This window comes from Pantoea sp. sgz302252, assembly GCF_042610525.1.
GTDB lineage: Bacteria > Pseudomonadota > Gammaproteobacteria > Enterobacterales > Enterobacteriaceae > Erwinia.
Window position 1 is genome coordinate 1 of the sequence record NZ_JBHDVM010000017.1, and the last position, 19,723, is coordinate 19,723.

Annotated in this window: 23 protein-coding genes; 8 read left to right on the forward strand and 15 right to left on the reverse strand. The window is 55.5% G+C overall.

Annotated elements, in window-relative coordinates:
- Nucleotides 1–206 precede the first annotated feature (206 nt).
- Nucleotides 207–767, reverse strand: a complete 561-nt coding sequence (gene gmhB, locus ACETPC_RS21720; protein WP_380184546.1) for a D-glycero-beta-D-manno-heptose 1,7-bisphosphate 7-phosphatase — start codon at nt 765–767, stop codon at nt 207–209.
- Nucleotides 768–947: 180 nt separating this feature from the next.
- Here gmhB and metN point away from each other — a divergent pair, with 180 nt between their 5' ends.
- From metN to proS, 6 genes are all read left to right on the forward strand, one after another.
- Nucleotides 948–1,979 (forward strand): methionine ABC transporter ATP-binding protein MetN, encoded by a 1,032-nt coding sequence (gene metN, locus ACETPC_RS21725; RefSeq protein ID WP_380184547.1) that lies wholly within the window; start codon nt 948–950, stop codon nt 1,977–1,979.
- The gene (locus ACETPC_RS21730; RefSeq protein ID WP_380184548.1) at nt 1,972–2,625 is read left to right on the forward strand and encodes a methionine ABC transporter permease MetI; all 654 of its coding nucleotides are present in this window, start codon (nt 1,972–1,974) and stop codon (nt 2,623–2,625) included. The genes metN and ACETPC_RS21730 overlap by 8 nt, the downstream gene beginning before the upstream one ends.
- A gap of 29 nt (nt 2,626–2,654) precedes the next feature.
- On the forward strand, nt 2,655–3,470 hold the full coding sequence (locus ACETPC_RS21735) for a MetQ/NlpA family lipoprotein (RefSeq protein WP_380184549.1): 816 nt from the start codon (nt 2,655–2,657) through the stop codon (nt 3,468–3,470).
- Nucleotides 3,471–3,606: 136 nt separating this feature from the next.
- A complete protein-coding gene (rcsF, locus tag ACETPC_RS21740) occupies nt 3,607–4,011 on the forward strand; it encodes an Rcs stress response system protein RcsF (protein WP_380184550.1) in 405 nt (134 codons plus the stop codon).
- Complete coding sequence (gene tsaA / locus ACETPC_RS21745) at nt 4,008–4,712, forward strand: tRNA (N6-threonylcarbamoyladenosine(37)-N6)-methyltransferase TrmO (RefSeq protein WP_380184551.1); 705 nt, start codon at nt 4,008–4,010, stop codon at nt 4,710–4,712. The genes rcsF and tsaA overlap by 4 nt, the downstream gene beginning before the upstream one ends.
- Nucleotides 4,713–4,818: 106 nt before the next feature.
- The gene (proS, locus tag ACETPC_RS21750; RefSeq protein WP_380184552.1) at nt 4,819–6,537 is read left to right on the forward strand and encodes a proline--tRNA ligase; all 1,719 of its coding nucleotides are present in this window, start codon (nt 4,819–4,821) and stop codon (nt 6,535–6,537) included.
- Nucleotides 6,538–6,567: 30 nt separating this feature from the next.
- Here the strand turns inward: proS and ACETPC_RS21755 are convergent, their stop codons facing one another.
- From ACETPC_RS21755 to ACETPC_RS21765, 3 genes are read right to left on the reverse strand one after another with little or no spacing between them, the layout of a single operon-like run.
- Nucleotides 6,568–6,960: a copper resistance protein NlpE gene (locus ACETPC_RS21755; RefSeq protein WP_380184553.1), complete on the reverse strand. Its 393-nt coding sequence runs from the start codon at nt 6,958–6,960 to the stop codon at nt 6,568–6,570.
- An 18-nt stretch (nt 6,961–6,978) separates the two neighbouring features.
- Nucleotides 6,979–7,401 carry an alternative ribosome rescue aminoacyl-tRNA hydrolase ArfB gene (arfB, locus tag ACETPC_RS21760; protein ID WP_380184554.1) on the reverse strand — a complete coding sequence of 141 codons (423 nt, stop codon included), beginning with the start codon at nt 7,399–7,401 and terminating at the stop codon, nt 6,979–6,981.
- Entirely contained in the window at nt 7,398–7,949 is a 552-nt protein-coding gene (locus ACETPC_RS21765; protein ID WP_380184555.1) for a YaeQ family protein, read from the reverse strand. Before ACETPC_RS21765 ends, arfB begins: the two co-directional genes overlap by 4 nt.
- Nucleotides 7,950–8,075: 126 nt before the next feature.
- Between ACETPC_RS21765 and ACETPC_RS21770 the strand changes: the two genes are divergently transcribed.
- Nucleotides 8,076–8,273 (forward strand): YaeP family protein, encoded by a 198-nt coding sequence (locus ACETPC_RS21770; protein WP_380184556.1) that lies wholly within the window; start codon nt 8,076–8,078, stop codon nt 8,271–8,273.
- On the forward strand, nt 8,260–8,520 hold the full coding sequence (gene rof, locus ACETPC_RS21775) for a Rho-binding antiterminator (RefSeq protein ID WP_380184557.1): 261 nt from the start codon (nt 8,260–8,262) through the stop codon (nt 8,518–8,520). Before ACETPC_RS21770 ends, rof begins: the two co-directional genes overlap by 14 nt.
- A 35-nt stretch (nt 8,521–8,555) precedes the next feature.
- Here the strand turns inward: rof and ACETPC_RS21780 are convergent, their stop codons facing one another.
- The 11 genes from ACETPC_RS21780 to ribF form a co-directional block, all read right to left on the reverse strand.
- Complete coding sequence (locus ACETPC_RS21780; protein ID WP_380184558.1) at nt 8,556–8,867, reverse strand: c-type cytochrome; 312 nt, start codon at nt 8,865–8,867, stop codon at nt 8,556–8,558.
- Nucleotides 8,864–10,165, reverse strand: coding sequence for a tRNA lysidine(34) synthetase TilS (gene tilS, locus ACETPC_RS21785; RefSeq protein WP_380184559.1), 1,302 nt, complete (start codon nt 10,163–10,165; stop codon nt 8,864–8,866). Before tilS ends, ACETPC_RS21780 begins: the two co-directional genes overlap by 4 nt.
- A gap of 49 nt (nt 10,166–10,214) precedes the next feature.
- Nucleotides 10,215–10,601 (reverse strand): VOC family protein, encoded by a 387-nt coding sequence (locus ACETPC_RS21790; protein ID WP_380184560.1) that lies wholly within the window; start codon nt 10,599–10,601, stop codon nt 10,215–10,217.
- Nucleotides 10,602–10,674: 73 nt separating this feature from the next.
- A complete protein-coding gene (locus ACETPC_RS21795) occupies nt 10,675–12,813 on the reverse strand; it encodes a lysine decarboxylase LdcC (RefSeq protein WP_380184561.1) in 2,139 nt (712 codons plus the stop codon).
- A gap of 81 nt (nt 12,814–12,894) precedes the next feature.
- Complete coding sequence (locus ACETPC_RS21800; protein ID WP_380184562.1) at nt 12,895–13,080, reverse strand: YegP family protein; 186 nt, start codon at nt 13,078–13,080, stop codon at nt 12,895–12,897.
- 367 nt (nt 13,081–13,447) lie between these two features.
- The gene (locus tag ACETPC_RS21805; RefSeq protein WP_380184563.1) at nt 13,448–13,684 is read right to left on the reverse strand and encodes a hypothetical protein; all 237 of its coding nucleotides are present in this window, start codon (nt 13,682–13,684) and stop codon (nt 13,448–13,450) included.
- Nucleotides 13,685–13,853: 169 nt separating this feature from the next.
- A complete protein-coding gene (gene ispH, locus ACETPC_RS21810; RefSeq protein ID WP_380184564.1) occupies nt 13,854–14,807 on the reverse strand; it encodes a 4-hydroxy-3-methylbut-2-enyl diphosphate reductase in 954 nt (317 codons plus the stop codon).
- On the reverse strand, nt 14,788–15,258 hold the full coding sequence (gene fkpB / locus ACETPC_RS21815; RefSeq protein WP_380184565.1) for an FKBP-type peptidyl-prolyl cis-trans isomerase: 471 nt from the start codon (nt 15,256–15,258) through the stop codon (nt 14,788–14,790). The genes ispH and fkpB overlap by 20 nt, the downstream gene beginning before the upstream one ends.
- Nucleotides 15,251–15,760, reverse strand: coding sequence for a signal peptidase II (lspA, locus tag ACETPC_RS21820; RefSeq protein WP_380184566.1), 510 nt, complete (start codon nt 15,758–15,760; stop codon nt 15,251–15,253). The genes fkpB and lspA overlap by 8 nt, the downstream gene beginning before the upstream one ends.
- The gene (gene ileS / locus ACETPC_RS21825; RefSeq protein WP_380184567.1) at nt 15,760–18,567 is read right to left on the reverse strand and encodes an isoleucine--tRNA ligase; all 2,808 of its coding nucleotides are present in this window, start codon (nt 18,565–18,567) and stop codon (nt 15,760–15,762) included. Before ileS ends, lspA begins: the two co-directional genes overlap by 1 nt.
- Before the next feature lie 30 nt (nt 18,568–18,597).
- Nucleotides 18,598–19,536 carry a bifunctional riboflavin kinase/FAD synthetase gene (gene ribF / locus ACETPC_RS21830; RefSeq protein ID WP_380184568.1) on the reverse strand — a complete coding sequence of 313 codons (939 nt, stop codon included), beginning with the start codon at nt 19,534–19,536 and terminating at the stop codon, nt 18,598–18,600.
- Nucleotides 19,537–19,723 lie beyond the last annotated feature (187 nt).

The window sequence follows — 19,723 nt, forward strand, 5'->3', positions numbered from 1 at the left end:
GTATAATACGCTTTCCTCCTTCAGAGTCAACTTCTTTTTCAGAAGTTTTTCTCCGGCGGTTCAGCTTCCTGAACCTCTCAACCCGGCGGCCTGTAAGCCGTTGCTCCGTGTCGATGGAGGCGCATTATAGGGATGCGCCGCGGGAAGGCAAGCATAAAAACAAACTTTTTTATCGTTCGCTGTAATTTTGCTCGCAACGCTTCTTTTTAACGCTTTTTGATACGGGAAGGCAGGTCAGCCAGGCTATCAATCACCCAATCTGCTGCATTTTCGCCCTCTTCGGTAACCGGCTTGCCGCTGCGCACTAAAACCTTTATTCCTACGCCTGCCGCTTTACCTGCCAGCATGTCATCAATTTTGTCGCCTACCATATAAGAAGCGGCCATATCGATATTCAGTTCTTTCTGCGCGGAGAGCAACATGCCAGGCTGCGGCTTACGACAGTCACACTCCTGACGATACTCTTCTACTGCGCCTTCAGGATGATGAGGACAATAATAGATACCATCCAGATCCACTTCGCGATCGGCCAGCGACCAGTCCATCCATTCCGTAAGCTGCATAAAGGTATCTTCGGAAAAGATACCGCGGGCGATGCCAGACTGGTTAGTGACCATCACTAATGCGAAGCCCATCTTCTTTAGCTCGCGCATCGCTTCAATAACGCCATCGATAAACTGAAAGTTATCTATTTCGTGGACATAGCCATGATCGACATTCATGGTGCCGTCACGGTCAAGAAATATTGCGGGGACTTTGTTCGTCACGTAGAAACTCCTGCTACTAATGTTATGACAGAGTATCGCACGTTTCTCCGGCAGGAGAGAATGCCCCTTAAGCGCGCATTGATTGATTCAGACGTCTGGATGCCTTACCATCCACTCGCAGCTCGCTGCTGTTAAACGCAGACGAATATTCGCCACGGTAAACTCTATTACGATAATAAAATGATAAAACTTCAAAATATCAGCAAAGTGTTCCGTCAGGGCACTCGCACCATTACCGCGCTGTCGGATGTCAGCCTGGAAGTGCCTGCCGGACAGATTTATGGCGTTATCGGCTCGTCCGGCGCCGGGAAAAGCACGCTTATCCGCTGCGTGAACCTGTTAGAGCGCCCGACTTCCGGTACCGTTCTGGTTGATAACCAGGATCTGACCGCCTTTTCCGAAAGTCAGCTAACCCAGGCCCGCCGCCAAATCGGCATGATTTTCCAACATTTTAATCTGCTGAATTCCCGCACCGTCGCAGGTAATGTGGCGCTGCCGCTGGAGCTGGGCAAGCTTTCCCGCAGCGAGATTAACGCGCGTGTTAGCGAATTACTGGAGCTGGTAGGTCTGGCAGACAAGCAGGACGCCTGGCCCGCTAACCTCTCAGGCGGTCAGAAGCAGCGCGTCGCCATTGCCCGCGCGCTGGCAACCAATCCCAAAGTACTGCTGTGCGATGAAGCCACCAGCGCACTTGACCCGGCGACAACCCGAGCGATTCTGGAGCTGTTAAAAGATATTAATCGCCGATTGGGGATTACTATTCTGCTGATCACGCACGAAATGGATGTAGTGAAGCGCATTTGCGATCGTGTGGCCGTAATCAGTCACGGTCAGCTTATTGAACAGGATACGGTGAGCGAAGTCTTTTCCCATCCCAAGACGCCGCTGGCGCAGCAGTTTATTCAGTCCACGCTGCATCTGGATATTCCGGAGGATTATGCCGCCCGGCTCTCGACTACCGTGAAGCCAGACAGCGTACCTTTATTACGTCTGGAGTTTACCGGGCAGTCCGTCGACGCTCCGCTGCTTTCGGAAGCCGCCCGTCGCTTTAACGTTAACAACAATATTATCAGTGCGCAGATGGATTACGCAGGCGGCGTGAAGTTCGGCATTATGCTGGCGGAAATGCACGGCGAGGCAGAGGATACGCAGGCCGCGATTGTTTTCCTGCAGGAACACCACGTAAAGGTAGAGGTATTAGGTTATGTCTGAGGCAATGATTCTTCTGCTCTGCCGCGGCGTATGGGAAACGCTGGTGATGACCTTTGTTTCCGGTTTCTTTGGTTTCGTGCTGGGGCTGCCGCTGGGCGTATTGCTGTATGTTACTCGTCCGGGCCAGATCATAGAGAACCGTGGGCTGTATCGTTTTCTGTCGGCGGTGGTCAATATTTTCCGCGCCATACCTTTTATTATCCTGCTGGTGTGGATGATTCCGTTTACCCGCATGATTGTCGGCACCTCTATTGGCTTGCAGGCAGCTATCGTACCCCTGACTATTGGCGCCGCGCCCTTTATTGCCCGCATGGTGGAAAACACGCTGCTGGAGCTGCCACACGGTTTGATTGAAGCCTCGCGCGCGATGGGTGCCACGCCGTTGCAGATTGTGAAAAAGGTGCTGCTGCCGGAAGCGCTGCCGGGCCTGATTAACGCAGCGACCATTACGCTGATTACTTTAGTAGGTTATTCCGCGATGGGCGGTGCCGTCGGCGCAGGCGGTTTAGGACAGATTGGTATCCAATATGGCTATATTGGTTATAACGCTACGGTGATGAATACCGTACTGGTGCTGTTAGTGGTTCTGGTTTATTTGATTCAGTTCTGTGGCGACCGCATTGTTCGTGCAGTCACCCACAAGTAAATAACGTTCTTACAGATTAAGGAAAGGATATGTCTTTTAACTTTAAAACGATTGTCGCTGTGGGTGCGCTGATTGGTTCGCTGGCGCTGGCTGGATGCGATCAGAAAGCAAAAGATCCCAACCATATTAAAGTTGGCGTTATCGTCGGCGCGGAGCAGCAGGTTGCCGAGGTAGCAAAAAAAGTCGCCAAAGATAAGTACGGGCTGGATGTTGAGCTGGTGACTTTTAGCGACTACGTGCTGCCAAACGAGGCGCTGAGCAAAGGTGATATCGACGTCAACGCTTTCCAGCACAAGCCTTATCTCGATCAGCAGATCAAGGATCGTAACTATAAGCTGGTGCCTGTCGGCAATACCTTCGTTTATCCGATTGCCGGCTATTCGAAAAAAATTAAGTCGCTGGACGAGCTGCAAAATGGCGCGCAGGTAGCGATTCCTAACGATCCTACCAACCTGGGTCGCTCGCTGCTGCTGTTGCAGAAAGTAGGTTTGATCAAGCTGAAAGCGGGCGTTGGCCTGCTGCCAACCGTACTGGACGTGGTCGAGAACCCGAAAAACATCAAGCTGGTCGAGCTGGAAGCGCCGCAGCTGCCGCGTTCACTGGACGATCAGCAAATTGCGCTGGCCGTTATCAACACAACCTATGCCAGCCAGATTAACCTGACGCCAGCCAAAGACGGTATCTTCGTAGAGGATAAAGACTCTCCTTACGTCAATATCATCGTTTCGCGCGAAGATAATAAAGATGCGGAGAACGTGAAGAAATTCGTTCAGGCTTATCAGTCTGACGAAGTGGAACAGGCCGCGGACAAAATTTTCAACGGCGGTGCGGTGAAAGGCTGGTAATTTTTACTCCCCGCCAAAAATCACTTTATCCTCAACAAAGCGGGCATTAGCCCGCTTTGTTCATTTATGTGCGCTTGTTATTTGCCGCCGGGCTTGCTTCAATAACGCCTCTTTTACCGACAATGAGGATGTTCCCATGCGTGTTGTACCGCTCTGTTTGTTAGCGCTTTCGCTAACCGGGTGTTCATTGCTGCACAAGCCTTATAAGCCTGTCGAGCCTTTCAAGCAGCCAACCCAGACTGAGCCAGCCAGGATCAAGCCTGCGCCGCGCCCCGCGCCGGTAAAACTTTACAGCGACGCCAGCGACCTGGTCAGCAAACCTTTCCGCGATCTGGGCGAAGTTTATGGCGAAGATTGCCAGAGCAGCAGACAAAGCTCGCCGCCCAATATCGCTACCGCACGTAAAAGAATGCAGATCCGCGCTTCCGGCATGAAAGCCAATGCGGTACTTCTGCACAAATGCGAAATCGTCACGAATTCCCAGGGCTGCTACCGTCAGGCGGTCTGCCAGGGCTCCGCCCTGAAAGTCAGCGGCCAATGAGTTTCACCTTTCAGCCGATCGGCACCATCCATTCGCCGTGGAAAGAGAAGTTTGCCGTGCCGCGCCAGCCAGGCCTGATTCAGGACGGCGGTGGCGAGCTGCTGCTGCTGCCGCCTTATAACCAGCCGGAAGCGGTCAGAGGGTTAGAAGCGTTCAGTCATCTGTGGCTGCTGTTTGTGTTTCATCAGACGATGGCAGGCGGCTGGCGCCCTACGGTGCGGCCTCCCCGGCTTGGCGGCAATGCCCGTATGGGCGTGTTCGCTACCCGTTCCACCTTTCGCCCCAATCCCATCGGCATGTCACTGGTTGAGCTGAGAGGCATCCGCACGCAAAAAGGTGAGGTGGTTCTTGAGTTAGGCAGTCTGGATTTGGTCGATGGTACGCCAATAGTAGATATCAAACCCTACCTGCCTTTTGCCGAAGCCGTACCTGATGCGCGTGCTGGTTTCGCCCAGGAAGCACCGCCAGCCTCTATGCCGGTGGCCTTTTCGCCGCAGGCGGCGCAGCAGATAGCTCAGCACGGCCAACGCTATCCGCACCTTGAACGCTTTATCAGCGAAGTACTTGCTCAGGATCCGCGTCCGGCTTACCGCAAAGGCGAAGAAACGGAACGAGAATACGCTGCCTGGCTGCTGGATTTTAACGTGCGCTGGCGCGTGGACGCCTCGGGTACGCTGGTGACCGCCATAGAGCGCCGTTAATTTCTCTTCTGTCTCTTTTGAGTCGCCGATCACGCTGGTACACTAGCCGCCAGCAATTATTTGGCCTGGCTTAATGCCGCTTTCTGCTTAACTGGAACCGTAACTCATGCGTACTACTCAATATCTGCTCTCCACCCAGAAGGAGACGCCTGCCGACGCCGAAGTGATCAGCCACCAGCTGATGCTGCGCGCCGGGATGATCCGCAAGCTGGCTTCAGGTCTCTATACCTGGCTGCCGACCGGCCTGCGCGTCCTGAAAAAAGTCGAAAACATCGTGCGTGAAGAGATGAACAACGCCGGCGCTATCGAGATCTCTATGCCGGTTGTACAGCCCGCCGATCTCTGGCAGGAAAGCGGACGCTGGGAGCAGTACGGGCCTGAGCTGCTGCGCTTTGTCGATCGCGGCGAGCGCCCTTTCGTGCTTGGCCCAACGCACGAGGAAGTTATTACTGACCTGATCCGTAACGAGCTGAGCTCCTACAAGCAGCTGCCGCTGAATCTGTTCCAGATCCAGACCAAATTCCGCGACGAGGTTCGCCCACGTTTTGGCGTGATGCGCTCGCGTGAGTTCATCATGAAAGATGCCTACTCTTTCCATACCTCTCAGGAATCGCTCCAGGCGACCTACGACGATATGTATCGCGCCTACAGCCAGAGCTTTGCCCGTATGGGGCTGGATTTCCGTGCGGTACAGGCAGATACCGGTTCTATCGGCGGCAGCGCTTCGCATGAGTTCCAGGTACTGGCCGAGAGCGGCGAAGACGACATCGTTTTCTCTACCGAATCCGATTACGCGGCAAACATCGAACTGGCGGAAGCTGTCGCGCCAGCTGGCAGCCGTGCGGATGCCACCCAGCCAATGGTAGAGATCGATACGCCGAACGCGAAGACTATCGCGGCGCTGGTTGAGCAACATAAATTGCCGATCGAAAAAACCGTGAAAACGCTGTTGGTTAAAGCGACCAAAGAGAGCGGACACGCGTTGGTTGCGCTGATGGTACGCGGCGATCATGAACTGAACGAAATCAAAGCAGAAAAAGTGGATATCGTGGCTGCGCCGCTGACTTTCGCTACGGAGGAAGATATTCGTGCGGCAACGGGCGCTGGCCCTGGCTCGCTAGGCCCGGTCGGCCTGTCGCTGCCACTTGTTGTCGATCGCACCGTAGCGATGATGAGCGATTTCTGTGCCGGCGCTAACAAAGACGGCAAGCATCTGACCGGCATCAACTGGCAGCGCGATCTGCCGCTGCCGCGCGTGGCCGATCTGCGTAAGGTAGTAGAAGGCGATGCCAGCCCGGATGGTAAAGGCACGCTGCTGATCAAGCGCGGTATCGAAGTAGGCCATATCTTCCAGCTGGGCACCAAATATTCTGAGGCGATGAAAGCTTCCGTACAGGGCGAAGATGGTCGCAACCAGACGCTGACTATGGGCTGCTACGGCATCGGCATCACGCGTATCGTGGCCGCCGCCATTGAGCAGAACCATGACGAGCGCGGCATCATCTGGCCTGCGGCGCTGGCGCCGTTCCAGGTAGCTATTCTGCCAATGAATATGCACAAATCTTTCCGCGTGAAGGAACTGGCAGAAGAGCTGTACGGCCAGCTGCGCGCTAAAGGCATTGACGTAATTCTCGACGATCGCAAAGAGCGTCCGGGCGTGATGTTTGCCGATATGGAACTGATTGGCGTGCCGCACACCGTAGTGATTGGCGACCGCAACCTCGACAGCGAAGAAGTAGAGTATAAATCCCGCCGCGCTGGCGAGAAGAAGATGATCAAAACCGGCGAAATCCTGGATTTCCTGCTGGCTGAAATCAACAGCTGATAAACTGGCGGCGGGCTGCGTCCCGCCGCTTCAGCTTCCCGCCTCTGCCTGTAGCCGGTAACCCGGCGCCGCCTCTCCGTTTGCATCCGTCATCTCCAGCCCGCTGTCGCGCGGCCGAAAATAGCGCTTCTCGCCTTTATCCGAAACCAGCACCAGCTTTTCTGCCGTACGTGACCAGCTTCCCTGCTGGCTGATTAGCGGATGCTCCGTGCCCAGGTAAGTCTCATCCAGGCTATAGCGGCCGCCCTGCCGTAACGAGAGCCTGACCTGAATGCCGGCACAGTCGGCGCAGGGAATAACGCCCCGATAAGTCTGCACTTTCGCTTCGCGCGGCTGCACCGTGGCTGCCGCATCATAGTTCTGGCAGCCCATCAGCGGACCGAAAAACAGCGAAGCCATCAGTACAATCAGGATTTTTTTCACTTCTTCTCCTTCTACGGCTCAGTCAGGCGCGCCCCGCATTTTACCGCGCAGCGATTTGGTTGCGGCTTTACGCGCTTTGCCTTCCAGCCGCCGTTTTTTTGAAGCCAGCGTAGGCCGCGTGGCTCGCCGCGTTTTTTCTGGCACCGTCAGCTCCTGGATAAGATTTTCCAGGCGTTTTAGCGCCGCCTCGCGATTCATCTCCTGGCTTCGATACTCCTGCGCCTTAATAATGACTACGCCTTCCGGGGTAATCAGGTGGTGGCTGGCCGACAGCAGCCGCTCTTTATAAAATTCAGGCAGGCTTGAAGCGCGAATATCAAAACGCAGGTGGATCGCCGTCGAGCTTTTATTCACGTGCTGGCCGCCGTTGCCCTGCGCCCGGATAGCGGTTAGCTCCAGCTCGCTGTCTGCTATAGTCGCGTTGCGGGACAGCACTATCATGCCGGTTTGCCGTTAATCAGCCAGTCTTCAAACCGCAGCTCAAGGTGGTGCTGCTCGTCGGAAAGCCAGACGGTGCCGTCCTGAATAGTCGCCTGTAGCGTCATGGAGCGCGAGGCGAGCCGGGTCAGCGCCTGCAGCTGTGCATCGTCCAGGAAGCGCACGGTCAGATTCTCCTGCTGAAATTTACTCAGGTTCTGCTGCCGCCAGATCTGCGCGGCGCGAGCGTTATAAGTATACAAGTATACCTGGGCTGAGCGATTGCACGCTTTTTTTAGCCGTCTTTCGTCCGGCAGCCCCAGCTCAATCCACACTTCAATGCCGTTGTGGTCGTTCATCAGCCAGATTTCCGGCTCCTCTTCTGCGCTTAGCCCACGGGTAAAGGTTAGCCGTTCATGGGCGTTAACCAGCCATGCCAGCAGCCGCAGCATCAACCGCTCTTCTGTTTCGGAAGGATGACGGGCCAGCGTCAGCGCGCTGTCGAGAAAGACATTTTTGTCCATATCCGCCACGTTGACGGTAGCTTTATAGATAGTTGCTTTAAGTGCCATGGGATTCCTTATAGTGTCGCCGGACATTGTAACCCGCACGGGCCGCAAATCACGCTCCGCCCGGCTGATTTCCCCTGAAATGCTGTGTTATAGTCGTCAGGTCGCCATAAAATTCTTGAGGTGCCTGTGCATTATTGTGAATTAGTTCGTCGTAAATACGCTGAAATCGGCAGCGGCGATCTGGGATACGTGCCGGACGCATTAGGTTGCGTTTTGAAAGCGCTGAATGAGGTAGCCGCCAATCCTGAGCTACACTCTTCAATCAGGGAACAGGCAGCTTTTGCTGCTGCTAACTTATTGGTGAGCGATTATGTTGACGAATGAATACCAACCGATCAACTGCGATGACTACGACAATCTGGAACTTGCCTGTCAGAAACAGCTCACGCTGGCGCTGACGCTGAAAGACGGCGAACAGCTGAAGGCAAAGGCGACAGATATGCTGTTGCGCAAGAAGGTAGAATATCTGGTAGTCGAATTCTCGGGCGAGATCCGCGAGCTGCGTCTGGATCACATCGTCAGTTTCAGCCATCCTGAACTGGGTACCGTAGTAGTCAGCGCGTCTGATTAACTCCAACCGGGCGGAAACTCTTCCGCCCATAGCTATCAGGGCTTCAGCCCCGCATAATAAGCCGCCAAATCCGCCATATCCTCATCGCTAAGGCCCGCTACAAAAGCTTTCATGACTTCTGCCTGGCCATTGCTACGATCGCCCTGTTTATAGGCATGTAGCGCATGCTCCAGATAACCCGCATTCTGCCCGGCAAGATTAGGATAAAGCGCCACGGCTGCTTTGCCTTCCGCGCCGTGACAGCCCTGACAGCTGGCCGCCTTTTGCGCACCAGCCTGCGCGTTGCCGTCCGCCAGCGCGGGCAGGCTGCTCAGCAGCAGCGCCGCCAGCATTATTCTGTTTTTCATTGCTCTTCCTTTTGCCAGCAAATCTGCCAGCCAAATTGTTCTTGCGGATCGCCTTCGCGGGTAACGAAGATGCCTATGGCGGCGATCAATTGCTCGTTATAAAACAGCAGCGGCGTGCGTTCGCGCAGCCAGGGCGCTACGCCAAGCTCCTGCCAGATTTTTTTTATTGGTCGGCTGCCCGCTCGCCCAACGATATGGAATTTCCCCTGTGCCTGAAAACGTACGCTAACTGTTTCATCTGCGTTCGGCGCTCGCACCGCCACGCCGCTGTTGCCCCGAACCAGCTTGCCCATGTTGGCAGGCAAAACCAGGTCTGGAACAGTTACGGGCCAGTCGATAACCTCATCGCGCAGGGAAACGGCTCGCGCCAGCCAATATAGCCTGTCGCGAAACCTTCTAATCTCAAAATTGCCCAGCTGAAGCCGCGGCTCCGCATCTTCACGGCTACAGGCTACTTCCTGCCAGATACGCGTCAGCGCGTCCCGCGATGGCATTAATCCTTGTTGTCGCCCAATCCAGCGACGTAGCAGCGCGGCGCGGCGGTTCTCGCTCATCGCTGCCAGCGGCGCAATCGCCAGCGCGCCTTGTTCATCGATAAGCGCGTTCAGGGATTCCGCCAGCAGCTCATCTAATAGCTGCTCCTGCTCTCCGCATAATGCCGCACTACGCGCCGTCGCGCAGGCGAAATGAGGCCAGCGTGCGGTCAGCTCGGGAAGAATAACCTGACGCAAAAAGTTGCGGTCGTAGCGCGTATCCTGATTGCTGTCATCCTCAATCCAGCTCAGATGATGCTCTGCCGCCCACTGCTCCAGCTGCTCGCGCGTTTGTGCAAGCAAAGGTCTTAAATGCAGATGTTCGGCAAATTTCGCGCTGCGCGGCATCGCGGCTAGCCCGGCAGGTCCGCTGCCTCTTTTCAACGCCAGCAGCAGCGTTTCGCACTGATCGTCCAGGTGCTGCGCTGTCAGCAGGCTCTCGCCAGGCTGAATATATTGGCGAAAAGCCTGATAGCGTGCTTCGCGGGCAGCCGCTTCGATGCCTTTTTCCCGGCCATCAACCTGCACGCGCGCCACGATCAGCTCTACCTGCCATTGCGCGCACTGCTGTCGGCAGTGCTCTGCCCAGCTATCTGCCAGTGGATTAAGCCCGTGATGAATATGGATAGCGCGGATGGAAAGATCCTGCTGCTGACGCAGGCAGACCAGCTGATGCAGCAGCACGCTGGAGTCCAGCCCGCCGCTGTAGCCCACCAGCAGCTGTCGTTGCCCGGCAAGCTGATGCCGAAGATCGGAAAGTGACATGCAACTCCCTGAAGCAAAAAGGCCCGGCCAAAAGCGGCCGGGCGCTATTTTACGCCTGGTAAAGCTCCAGCGGCAAACCATCCGGATCTTTAAAGAAGGTGTAGCGCTTATCGGTCAGCGGATCGACACGGATTGCTTCGCAAACTACGCCCTTTTCCTCCAGCTGTTTTTTCGCCGCGTCGATATCGTCCACGCTGAACGCCAGATGGCGTAGGCCGCAGGCTTCCGGCCCATTGGGCCGTTCAGGCGGGAAAGGAAAAGAGAACAGCTCGATAGCGTACTCGCCGTTTAGCGCGAGGTCGCCTTTCCAGGAATCCCGCGCTTCCCGATAGACTTCGCCCATCAGGGTAAAACCCAGTACATCACAGTAAAACGCTTTGCTGGTCTCGTAGTGGCTGGCGATGATGGCGATATGATGAATCTGCCTGATAAACATGCTGTCTCCTTGAATAGTGCTTCCGGCTACCTTACGCAGGCCGGAAGCGCGCGGCAATGGCACTATTCCGTAATTATGCCTTAAGCACGCGAACCAGATATTCGCCTTCTTCTGTCAAGGTGGCACCGTGGATATCGGTTTCGAATCCCGGATAATGCCGTCCGATAGTGCAGAGCATCAGCAGGAAGTCGAGCACTGCGCGGCTCTCTTCGGTAATCATCTCGCCCGGCATCACTACCGGCACGCCCGGCGGATAAGGCAGGATCATATTGGCCGAAACCCGGCCCACCAGCTTACTGATATCTACCGTTTCCACATTGCCTTTCACCTGCTGCTGGAACATCTGGTGCGGCGTCAGCTTCATCTCCGGCAGCCGGTCGAATGCCTGTAACATCAGCCTTGGCAAATCATGGTCGCGGATTAGCGTATGGATGCCTTTCGCCAGCGTCTGAATACGCATATTGCGGTAAAACTCCGGCGCCTGCGCGTAGAGATCCGGCAACATGTTCCTGACTCGCAGATTAAGATCGTAGCCGCGCTTAAACTCTGTCAGGCCACGCAGCACGCTCATCGCCTTGGTTTTATCAATGCCGATGCTAAACAGGAACAGCAGGTTATAAGGCCCGGTTTTCTCCACCACTACGCCGCGCTCGTCTAAAAATTTTGCCACCAGCGCCGCCGGGATGCCTTCGTCCGCCATCTCGCCCTGCTCGCTCATGCCTGGCGTCAGGATAGTGACTTTGATGGGATCGAGGTACATATGGTCGGCGTCGGCATCGTTAAAGCCGTGCCAGTCTTCTTCTCCCGGCTGAATCGGCCAGCAGCGCGGCTCGTCCACGCCTTCCGGCTGCCAGATATCAAAGAACCAGCCTTCCGACTCTTCCCGCAGACGCTGAACCTCACGGCGGAAGTGCAAAGCACGCTCTACGGAACGGTTGATCAAGCGTTTGCCTGGATTGCCGCGCAGCATCGCCGCCGCCGTTTCTATAGAGGCGACAATCGGATAGTTTGGCGAAGTGGTGGTATGCATCATATAGGCTTCATTAAAGGTTTGTTCGTCGTACTCGCCTTTAATATGGATTAGCGAAGCCTGGGAAAAAGCGGCCAGCAGCTTATGCGTGGACTGGGTTTCATAGATGACCTTGCCCGGCGTGCGGTCGCCGCTCATGCCGCTTAGCCCCCGATAGATCGGATGGAAATTGGTATAAGGCACCCAGGCGGAATCAAAGTGGATTGACGGCACGTCCAGCGTCTCTTTGATATATTTCGTGTTGTAGAGCAGGCCGTCATAGGTAGAGTTGGTGATAACCGCGTGTACCGGCCAGCTGGCCCGCTCGGTTTGCTCAACCTTCTGCGTAATGCTTTCACGGGTAAACTCTTTTTTAGGGATGCCGCCGAGGATGCCCAGCGCGTTGCGGGTCGGCTTCAGCCAGATCGGGATGATATCGCTCATCATCAGCAAATGCGTCAGCGACTTATGGCAGTTACGGTCAATCAGCACCGTGCTGCCCGCAGGCGCGGCATACATGCCGACGATTTTATTGGAGGTTGAGGTGCCGTTGGTCACCATATAGCTTTGCTCTGCGCCAAAGGTGCGCGCAATATACTCTTCCGCCTCCAAATGCGGGCCGGTGTGATCGAGCAGCGAGCCCAGCTCGGTTACGGAGATAGAAACATCCGCCTTGAGCGCGTTGCCGCCGAAAAAATCATAAAACAAACTGCCGACCGGGCTTTTCTGAAATGCCGTGCCCGCCATATGGCCCGGCGTACAGAAGGTGTACTTTCCTTCTTTGACATAGGTGAACAGCGCCCTGGTCAGCGGCGGCGTAATGGTATCGATATATTCATCGGTATACTGGCGGATACGCTGGCCTATTTCTTCCGCTGCGCCCAAACCATATTCAAAAAACCAAATCGCCATACGCATCTGGTTAACGCTGACATCCATCGTGGAGTGCGTATTGATAAAAGCATACAGCGGTAGATATTCATTCAGCTGGTTGATTTCGCTGCACAGATCGAAACCGTACTCGTCCCAGTCGAAAATCACGCCGCAAATACGTGGGTTGTGTTCAATCAGCTTGAGCAGATCGCTGGCGTTGTTGGGATAAATAGTTTGAAAGCCCTGGGCGGTAAGCGCGCCAGCCAGCTCGCGGATGGGTTCATCTTTATAGAACGCATGGTGCGGGCCCATGATCGCGATAATATTCAATGCAGACTCCTCAGAATGACGGCAAGGAGTAAGCATAGCGAAATCAGGCGGCGGAGGCAGGAAAATCGCCTCCGCTGCGGTTCAGCTTTTATCGCGTACCTCCTCTGAAGGGGCATTGGTGCGTACCGATTTAATCCCGTTCAGCGCGCCCTGTTTACTGGCGTACATTTCGCTGGTGGCGATAATCTCATGATTATTAGCCACCAGCACAAAGTACCAGGGTTGATCTGTCTGCTTGTGTGATTTGCGAATTTCGTAGTGACCCATTTTTAGCTCCTGTTGTTTTTTTGTTCCCAACTCTATAGAAAACGGTTTTATCACTGTTATCAAGTCAAATCATTAAAAAACTTGATCTATTCTGCTTTCTTAAGCCAGGGGGAATCGTGTTTTACAGAGAGCATTCAGGCTATATAAAACAGCCAATAGAAACAGAAGGGTTAATGCTTTTACGGAATAGAGAGAGGATTTACTGCTGGCGCCGGGAAATGTTTTGCATCACGCTTTCAGGACAGGCTCGGGCAAATTGATATGCCGGGCCAGTTCAGCCCGACATTTAAAACAGGACAAGTTACAGCAGATATCTTTCTGTGCCTTATCCTTCGCCAGCGTTCTTGCGCCCGCTGGCGATAACGGATCATACTGGCAGGCTGATCCCGACAATCATTTTGGCGCCGGAAAGCGCCGTACCGACGATGCCTGCTGCCATAGCGACAAAACCTAAGCCAAGCGTTGGGACACCTAAGATTGCGCCGCCCACAATAACCGGAATAGAAACCAGAAGGCCCAGTCCGCCTGCGCCCACCAAACCCAGGCCTATCAGGCCACCGCCACTCACGGCCTGGACCTCTGTTAACGTCAGTTCTTTCATCATTAACTCCTTCTAATGTAAATACTCATCCTTCACATTTATCCTGGCCCTGAGGCAGCGATAATGTGCATACAAATTATGCAACAAGATCGCGCACAAGAGAACAACAATACAGTTTTTTTAATAAATGAGTGAGTAATCTGAACCAACAGGCCAGCCGATCGATAAGCAATCAGTTGACCATTTTAACGTCAACCCGCAGCTCTTTCGGCACTTCAAAAACGATGTTTTCTTCGCGGCCAATCAGCTCGATCGCTACTTCGCCGCCCAGCTCGCGCAGACGCTGGATTACCTGCTGCACCAGAATATCCGGCGCGGAGGCGCCAGCCGTAACGCCGACGCAGCTGACACCTTTGATCCACTCTTCCTGAATATCATCAGCCGAATCAATTAGCCGCGCAAGTTTGCCCGCGCGCTGCGCCAGCTCTGCCAGACGATTTGAGTTGGAAGAGTTACGCGAGCCGACCACCAGCACCACATCCGCATCTTTCGCCAGCGTACGCACCGCTTCCTGACGGTTGGTAGTGGCATAGCAGATATCGTCTTTACGCGGCCCGATAATTTTAGGAAAGCGATCGCGCAGTGCATCGATAACTTCCGAAGTATCGTCCACAGACAGCGTGGTCTGCGTCATAAAGCAGAGGTTATCTTCGTTTTTAACCTGGAGCTTATAAACGTCCGCGGGCGACTCAACCAGATACATGCCGCCAGCCGGATTACTGTACTGCCCCATGGTGCCTTCTACTTCCGGATGGCCGGCGTGACCGATCAGAATCGCTTCTGTGCCTTTACGGCTGGCGCGCGCCACTTCCATATGCACTTTAGTTACCAGCGGACAGGTGGCATCGAACAGCATAGTGAGATTGCGCGCTTTGGCTTCTGCCCGCACGGCCTGAGAAACGCCGTGCGCGGAAAAGATCAGAATTGAATCGTCCGGCACTTCGCTAATCTTTTCGATAAAGATTGCGCCGCGCTCGCGCAGGCTGTTAACGACGTAGCGGTTGTGCACCACTTCGTGCCGCACATAGATAGGCGCGCCGTACATCTCCAGCGCGCGCTCCACGATGCTGATGGCACGATCGACGCCGGCGCAGAAGCCGCGCGGATTAGCCAGCAGGATTTGCATTGGTCGCCTCCAGTACCGGATCGATTTCCAGCACTTCTACATCGAAATAAATAGTTTGTCCGGCCAGTGGATGGTTGAAATCTACGGTAATGGAATCCCCGGAGATTTCGCGGATTACGCCCGGCATTTCATTGCCGTCCATGCCGCTGAACAGCATGATGGCGCCAATCTCCGGTTCGCCCGCTTCGGTGAAATCGCGGCGCGAGAAATACTGGATCAGATCCGGACTGGTCTGGCCGAAAGCGGCTTCCGGGCCAAGCGAGAACGCTTTTTTGTCGCCAGGCGCGAGGCCGAGCAGCTGCTCTTCCAGCTCAGCGGAAAGGCTGCCGTCGCCCAGGCTGAACAGCGCGGGCTTGCCGTTATTGCGCGTGGATTCCGCCGTAGAGCCATCGGCCAGTTTTAATGTGAAATGCACCAGCACCGCGCTGTTGCGCTGTACGGAATCAGTCATGTCCTGCCCTTTTCGCTTTGCCGGCGGGCGTTAAAAAGCCCTCCAGCACGATCAGCGCGGCACCGATACAGATGCCGCAGTCTGCGATATTAAAGGTGGCGAAATGCCAGTCGCCCACGTAGAAGTCGATAAAATCGACCACGAAACCGTGATACGCGCGATCGAACAAATTGCCCAGCGCGCCGCCGATGATCAGCGCATAGGCGATGTTGTTCAGCTTTTTGCTGGCTTCGGTGCGGTACATCATCACCAGCAGCGCTACGGCAATAGCCACGGCGATAGCAGCGAAGAACCAGCGCTGCCAGCCGCCTTTATCCGCCAGGAAGCTGAACGCCGCGCCATAGTTATGCGCATAGAAAAAGTTGAAGAACGGCATTACCGACATCGACTCGTGCAGCATCAGCGTGTTCATAATCCACTGCTTGCTGCCGAAGTCGACGGCGATCACCACCAGCACCAGCCATAGCCAGCGCAGCCCGGTTGAGAGGATTGGCCTGCTCATCAGGCGAACTTACGCTGTTCGCCAGCGCCACTAACGTTAGTGACGCAGCGGCCACAGATCCCCGCTTCCCGATCGATATCGGTAGCGTAATGCCAGCAGCGCGGGCACTTCTCGCCTTCTGCTTTATGCAGCGCGATCTTCAGGCCTTTTACCAGCTCGCTTTGCTGCGCTTCTTCTGTTGCCAGCGCGTAGTCCGCTACCTGCGCACCGGAAGTCAGCAGCACAAAGCGTAACTCGTCGCTCAGGCTGGTCAGCTTCTGCGCCAGTTCGGCATCCGCATAGAGCGTTACGGTCGCTTCCAGCGAGCCGCCTAAACGCTTGTCGGCGCGCGCCTGCTCGATTGCCTTGTTGACTTCGCCGCGCACTTTCAGCAGCTCCGCCCAGAAAGCGTCGTTCATCGGCTCGCTTTCCGCCAGGCCAAACAGGCCATCGAACCACTCTTCGGTAAACACATACTTCGCACGCTTACCCGGCAGCTCGTTCCAGATCTCATCCGCAGTAAAGGACATGATCGGGGCCATCCAGCGCACCAGCGCCTCGGCAATATAGTAGAGCGCGGTCTGGCAGCTACGGCGCGCCAGGCCATCGGCCTTAGCGGTGTACTGGCGATCTTTGATGATATCCAGATAGAAAGAGCCCATCTCGATCGAACAGAACTGCATCAGACGCTGCACCACTTCGTGGAAGTCGTAGTTCTCGTAAGAGGCGATGATATCGTCCTGTGCCGCTTTGGCACGGCCTACAGCCCAGCGATCCAGCACTACCATCTCTTCCGGGCTGACCATATCCGTTTCCGGATTAAAGCCGTTCAGGTTAGCCAGCAGGAAACGCGCGGTGTTGCGAATACGGCGATAGGCATCCGCAGAACGCTTGAGGATCTCATCGGACACCGCCATCTCGCCGGAGTAATCCGTTGAGGCAACCCACAGGCGCAGGATATCGCCGCCCAGCTTATTCATCACGTCCTGCGGCGAAACGGTATTGCCGATCGACTTGGACATTTTGCGGCCCTGGCCGTCGACGGTGAAGCCATGCGTCAGCACCTGACGATAAGGCGCTTTGCCTTTCATCGCCGTGGAGATCATCAGTGAGGACATAAACCAGCCGCGATGCTGATCCGATCCTTCCAGATACATATCTGGCGCGTGGCCTTCGAACTCCGGACGCGCATCCACTACCGAGTAGCTGGTGGATCCTGAATCGAACCAGACATCCAGCGTATCCGGCACCTTGACGTAGTTTTCCGCGTCGTCGCCCATCAGCTCTTTCGCGTCCAGATCCCACCAGGCCTGGATGCCGTCCTGCTCGACGCGCTGCGCGACTTTCTCCATCAGCTCCAGCGTATCCGGGTGCAGCTGCTCCGTCTCTTTATGCACGAACAGCGCCATCGGCACGCCCCAGGTACGCTGGCGCGAAATACACCAGTCCGGGCGGTTGGCGACCATAGACTCAATACGCGCCTGGCCCCAGTCCGGGATCCACTGCACGCCTTTGATCTCTTTCAGCGACTGCTCGCGCAGGCCTTTCTGATCCATGCTGATAAACCACTGCGGCGTGGCGCGGAAGATAATTGGCGTTTTATGACGCCAGCAGTGCGGGTAGCTGTGCAGCAGTTTCTCAAGGTGCAGCAGCGCGCCTTTTTCACGCAGCAGCTCAACGATCATATCGTTGGCTTTAAAGACGTTGACGCCGTCCAGCGTTGGGTAAGTGCCTGGCAGATAGCGCCCGTCCGGGCCAACCGGGTTAGCCGCTTCGATGCCGTATTTCTGGCCGATTACGTAGTCGTCCGGGCCATGGCCTGGCGCGGTGTGAACGGCGCCGGTACCCGCTTCCAGAGTAACGTGTTCACCCAGCACTACAGGCGAAGTGATAGCGAGGAAAGGATGCTGGAAAGGCAGCAGTTCCAGCGTGGCGCCTTTGGTTTCGCCCAGAACCTGCCATTTCGCAATACCGGCGCGCTTCATTACGCTTTCCACCAGATCTTTCGCCAGGATCAGCGCGCGGCCTTCGATTTGCACCAGCTGATAGTCGAACTCCGGATGCAGAGAGATAGCGCGGTTAGCCGGCATCGTCCACGGCGTGGTAGTCCAGATCACCAGCGAGATCGGCCCTTCGACCTTATCGGCGCCAAATTTAGCGCGCACGGCATCGGCATCAACCGCATTGAACATCACGTCGATAGAAGGCGAAGTTTTGTCGTAGTACTCCACTTCCGCTTCCGCCAGCGCGGAGCGGCAGTCCAGGCACCAGTGCACCGGCTTGGCGCCTTTATGCAGGTGGCCGTTGCCGATGATTTTGCCCAGCGCGCGGATGATATTGGCTTCGGTCTGGAAATTCATGGTCAGATAAGGGCGATCCCAGTCGCCCAGCACGCCCAGACGGATAAAATCTTTTTTCTGGCCTTCGACCTGCTCTGCGGCGTAGTTGCGGCACGCCTCGCGGAATTCCGCCGGTGTCACTTTCTCGCCCGGCTTGCCGATCATCTGCTCGACTTTGTGTTCGATCGGCAGACCGTGACAGTCCCAGCCCGGCACGTAAGGCGAATCAAAGCCCGCCAGGCCTTTGGACTTAACGATAATGTCTTTCAGAATCTTGTTTACTGAGTGACCAATATGAATGCTGCCGTTCGCGTACGGAGGGCCATCATGCAGGATAAAGGTTTTTTTCCCTTTTTTGGCTTCGCGGATAAGGCCGTACAGATTGTCGGCATACCAACGTTGCAGCATTCCCGGTTCGCGTTTGGCCAGATCGCCACGCATCGGGAACCCCGTTTCCGGCAAATTCAGGGTAGATTTATAGTCACTCATCAGATTCTCGATTCCGTATTTCGCTTCTGTTTAAACCGGTGCGTTCAGCCCAAAAAAAGTTCGGGCCGCCACCACGTCTTTAGCAATTTGCTCTTTGAGCGCGTCAAGTGAGGCAAAACGCTGCTCGTTTCGTATTTTTTCACACAGCACCACTTCTATATGGCGCCCGTACAGGTCAATTGCAACGTCCAGCAGATGCACTTCAAGCTGCTGCCGTATACCCGCCACCGTGGGCCGGGTGCCAATATTAGCGACGCCGGGATAAGGCCTGTCGCCGAGGCCATAAACCTCAACGGCATAAACGCCTTTTACCGGCGAAACGTAGCGCCTTAACGGCAGATTAGCCGTAGGAAAGCCGATGGTGCGGCCCAGCGCGTCGCCGTGCACCACGCGGCCCGATATGCTGAAAGGATGCCCCAGAAGCGTGGCCGCCAGCGGCAGGTCGTCTTCTGCCAGCGCCTGGCGCACCGCCGTGCTGCTGATGCGCTTGCCGTCGTCGCAAAAGGTCTGGGTACTCATTACTTCAAAGCCGTAATCGGCGCCCGCTTTCTGTAATAACAGGAAATCGCCCTGGCGACCAGCGCCAAAACGGAAATCATCGCCGACCGCCAGAAAGCGTACGTCCAGCTTGTCGACCAGCAGATCGGCCACGAAACTTTGCGCCGACAGCGCCGCGAACCGACGATCGAAACGCAGGCACAGCACCGCGTCCACGCCCGCTTCGCTCAGATAGCGCAGCTTTTCGCGCAGCCGCGTTAATCGCGCAGGCGCTTTCTCGGCGGCGAATAGTTCCAGCGGCTGCGGCTCGAATAGCATTACGACTACCGGCAGGTTACGCTTGCGTCCTTCTTCACACAGACGGGTCAGCAGCGACTGATGGCCGCGATGCACGCCATCGAAGTTACCGATGGTCAGTACGCAGCCGCGATGCTGCTCCCGGAGATTATGTATGCCGCGGATAAACTTCATGGCTGGCTCAGGTTTGTGGAAATCGGCGGATTATACCTTGTACAGCGAGGAAGGTTAACCCGCGAATGCGCCTTTACCGCTTTAATGCCGGGTTTTTCTGCCGCGGCGGGCGGGCAATGCCATTTTTCTTGTGAATAAGCTGTATTCATAGCTGTGAAGCTGGTAGAATCTTGCGCCATCGAAACGT

Excerpts from the sequence above, each read along its gene's own strand:
- metN (WP_380184547.1), top strand. The coding sequence starts at position 948 with ATGATAAAACTTCAAAATATCAGCAAAGTGTTCCGTCAGGGCACTCGC.
- ACETPC_RS21730 (WP_380184548.1), top strand. The coding sequence starts at position 1,972 with ATGTCTGAGGCAATGATTCTTCTGCTCTGCCGCGGCGTATGGGAAACG.
- ACETPC_RS21735 (WP_380184549.1), top strand. The coding sequence starts at position 2,655 with ATGTCTTTTAACTTTAAAACGATTGTCGCTGTGGGTGCGCTGATTGGT.
- rcsF (WP_380184550.1), top strand. The coding sequence starts at position 3,607 with ATGCGTGTTGTACCGCTCTGTTTGTTAGCGCTTTCGCTAACCGGGTGT.
- tsaA (WP_380184551.1), top strand. The coding sequence starts at position 4,008 with ATGAGTTTCACCTTTCAGCCGATCGGCACCATCCATTCGCCGTGGAAA.
- proS (WP_380184552.1), top strand. The coding sequence starts at position 4,819 with ATGCGTACTACTCAATATCTGCTCTCCACCCAGAAGGAGACGCCTGCC.
- arfB (WP_380184554.1), bottom strand. The coding sequence starts at position 7,401 with ATGATAGTGCTGTCCCGCAACGCGACTATAGCAGACAGCGAGCTGGAG.
- ACETPC_RS21765 (WP_380184555.1), bottom strand. The coding sequence starts at position 7,949 with ATGGCACTTAAAGCAACTATCTATAAAGCTACCGTCAACGTGGCGGAT.
- rof (WP_380184557.1), top strand. The coding sequence starts at position 8,260 with ATGTTGACGAATGAATACCAACCGATCAACTGCGATGACTACGACAAT.
- ACETPC_RS21780 (WP_380184558.1), bottom strand. The coding sequence starts at position 8,867 with ATGAAAAACAGAATAATGCTGGCGGCGCTGCTGCTGAGCAGCCTGCCC.
- tilS (WP_380184559.1), bottom strand. The coding sequence starts at position 10,165 with ATGTCACTTTCCGATCTTCGGCATCAGCTTGCCGGGCAACGACAGCTG.
- ACETPC_RS21790 (WP_380184560.1), bottom strand. The coding sequence starts at position 10,601 with ATGTTTATCAGGCAGATTCATCATATCGCCATCATCGCCAGCCACTAC.
- ACETPC_RS21800 (WP_380184562.1), bottom strand. The coding sequence starts at position 13,080 with ATGGGTCACTACGAAATTCGCAAATCACACAAGCAGACAGATCAACCC.
- ACETPC_RS21805 (WP_380184563.1), bottom strand. The coding sequence starts at position 13,684 with ATGATGAAAGAACTGACGTTAACAGAGGTCCAGGCCGTGAGTGGCGGT.
- ispH (WP_380184564.1), bottom strand. The coding sequence starts at position 14,807 with ATGCAAATCCTGCTGGCTAATCCGCGCGGCTTCTGCGCCGGCGTCGAT.
- fkpB (WP_380184565.1), bottom strand. The coding sequence starts at position 15,258 with ATGACTGATTCCGTACAGCGCAACAGCGCGGTGCTGGTGCATTTCACA.
- lspA (WP_380184566.1), bottom strand. The coding sequence starts at position 15,760 with ATGAGCAGGCCAATCCTCTCAACCGGGCTGCGCTGGCTATGGCTGGTG.
- ileS (WP_380184567.1), bottom strand. The coding sequence starts at position 18,567 with ATGAGTGACTATAAATCTACCCTGAATTTGCCGGAAACGGGGTTCCCG.
- ribF (WP_380184568.1), bottom strand. The coding sequence starts at position 19,536 with ATGAAGTTTATCCGCGGCATACATAATCTCCGGGAGCAGCATCGCGGC.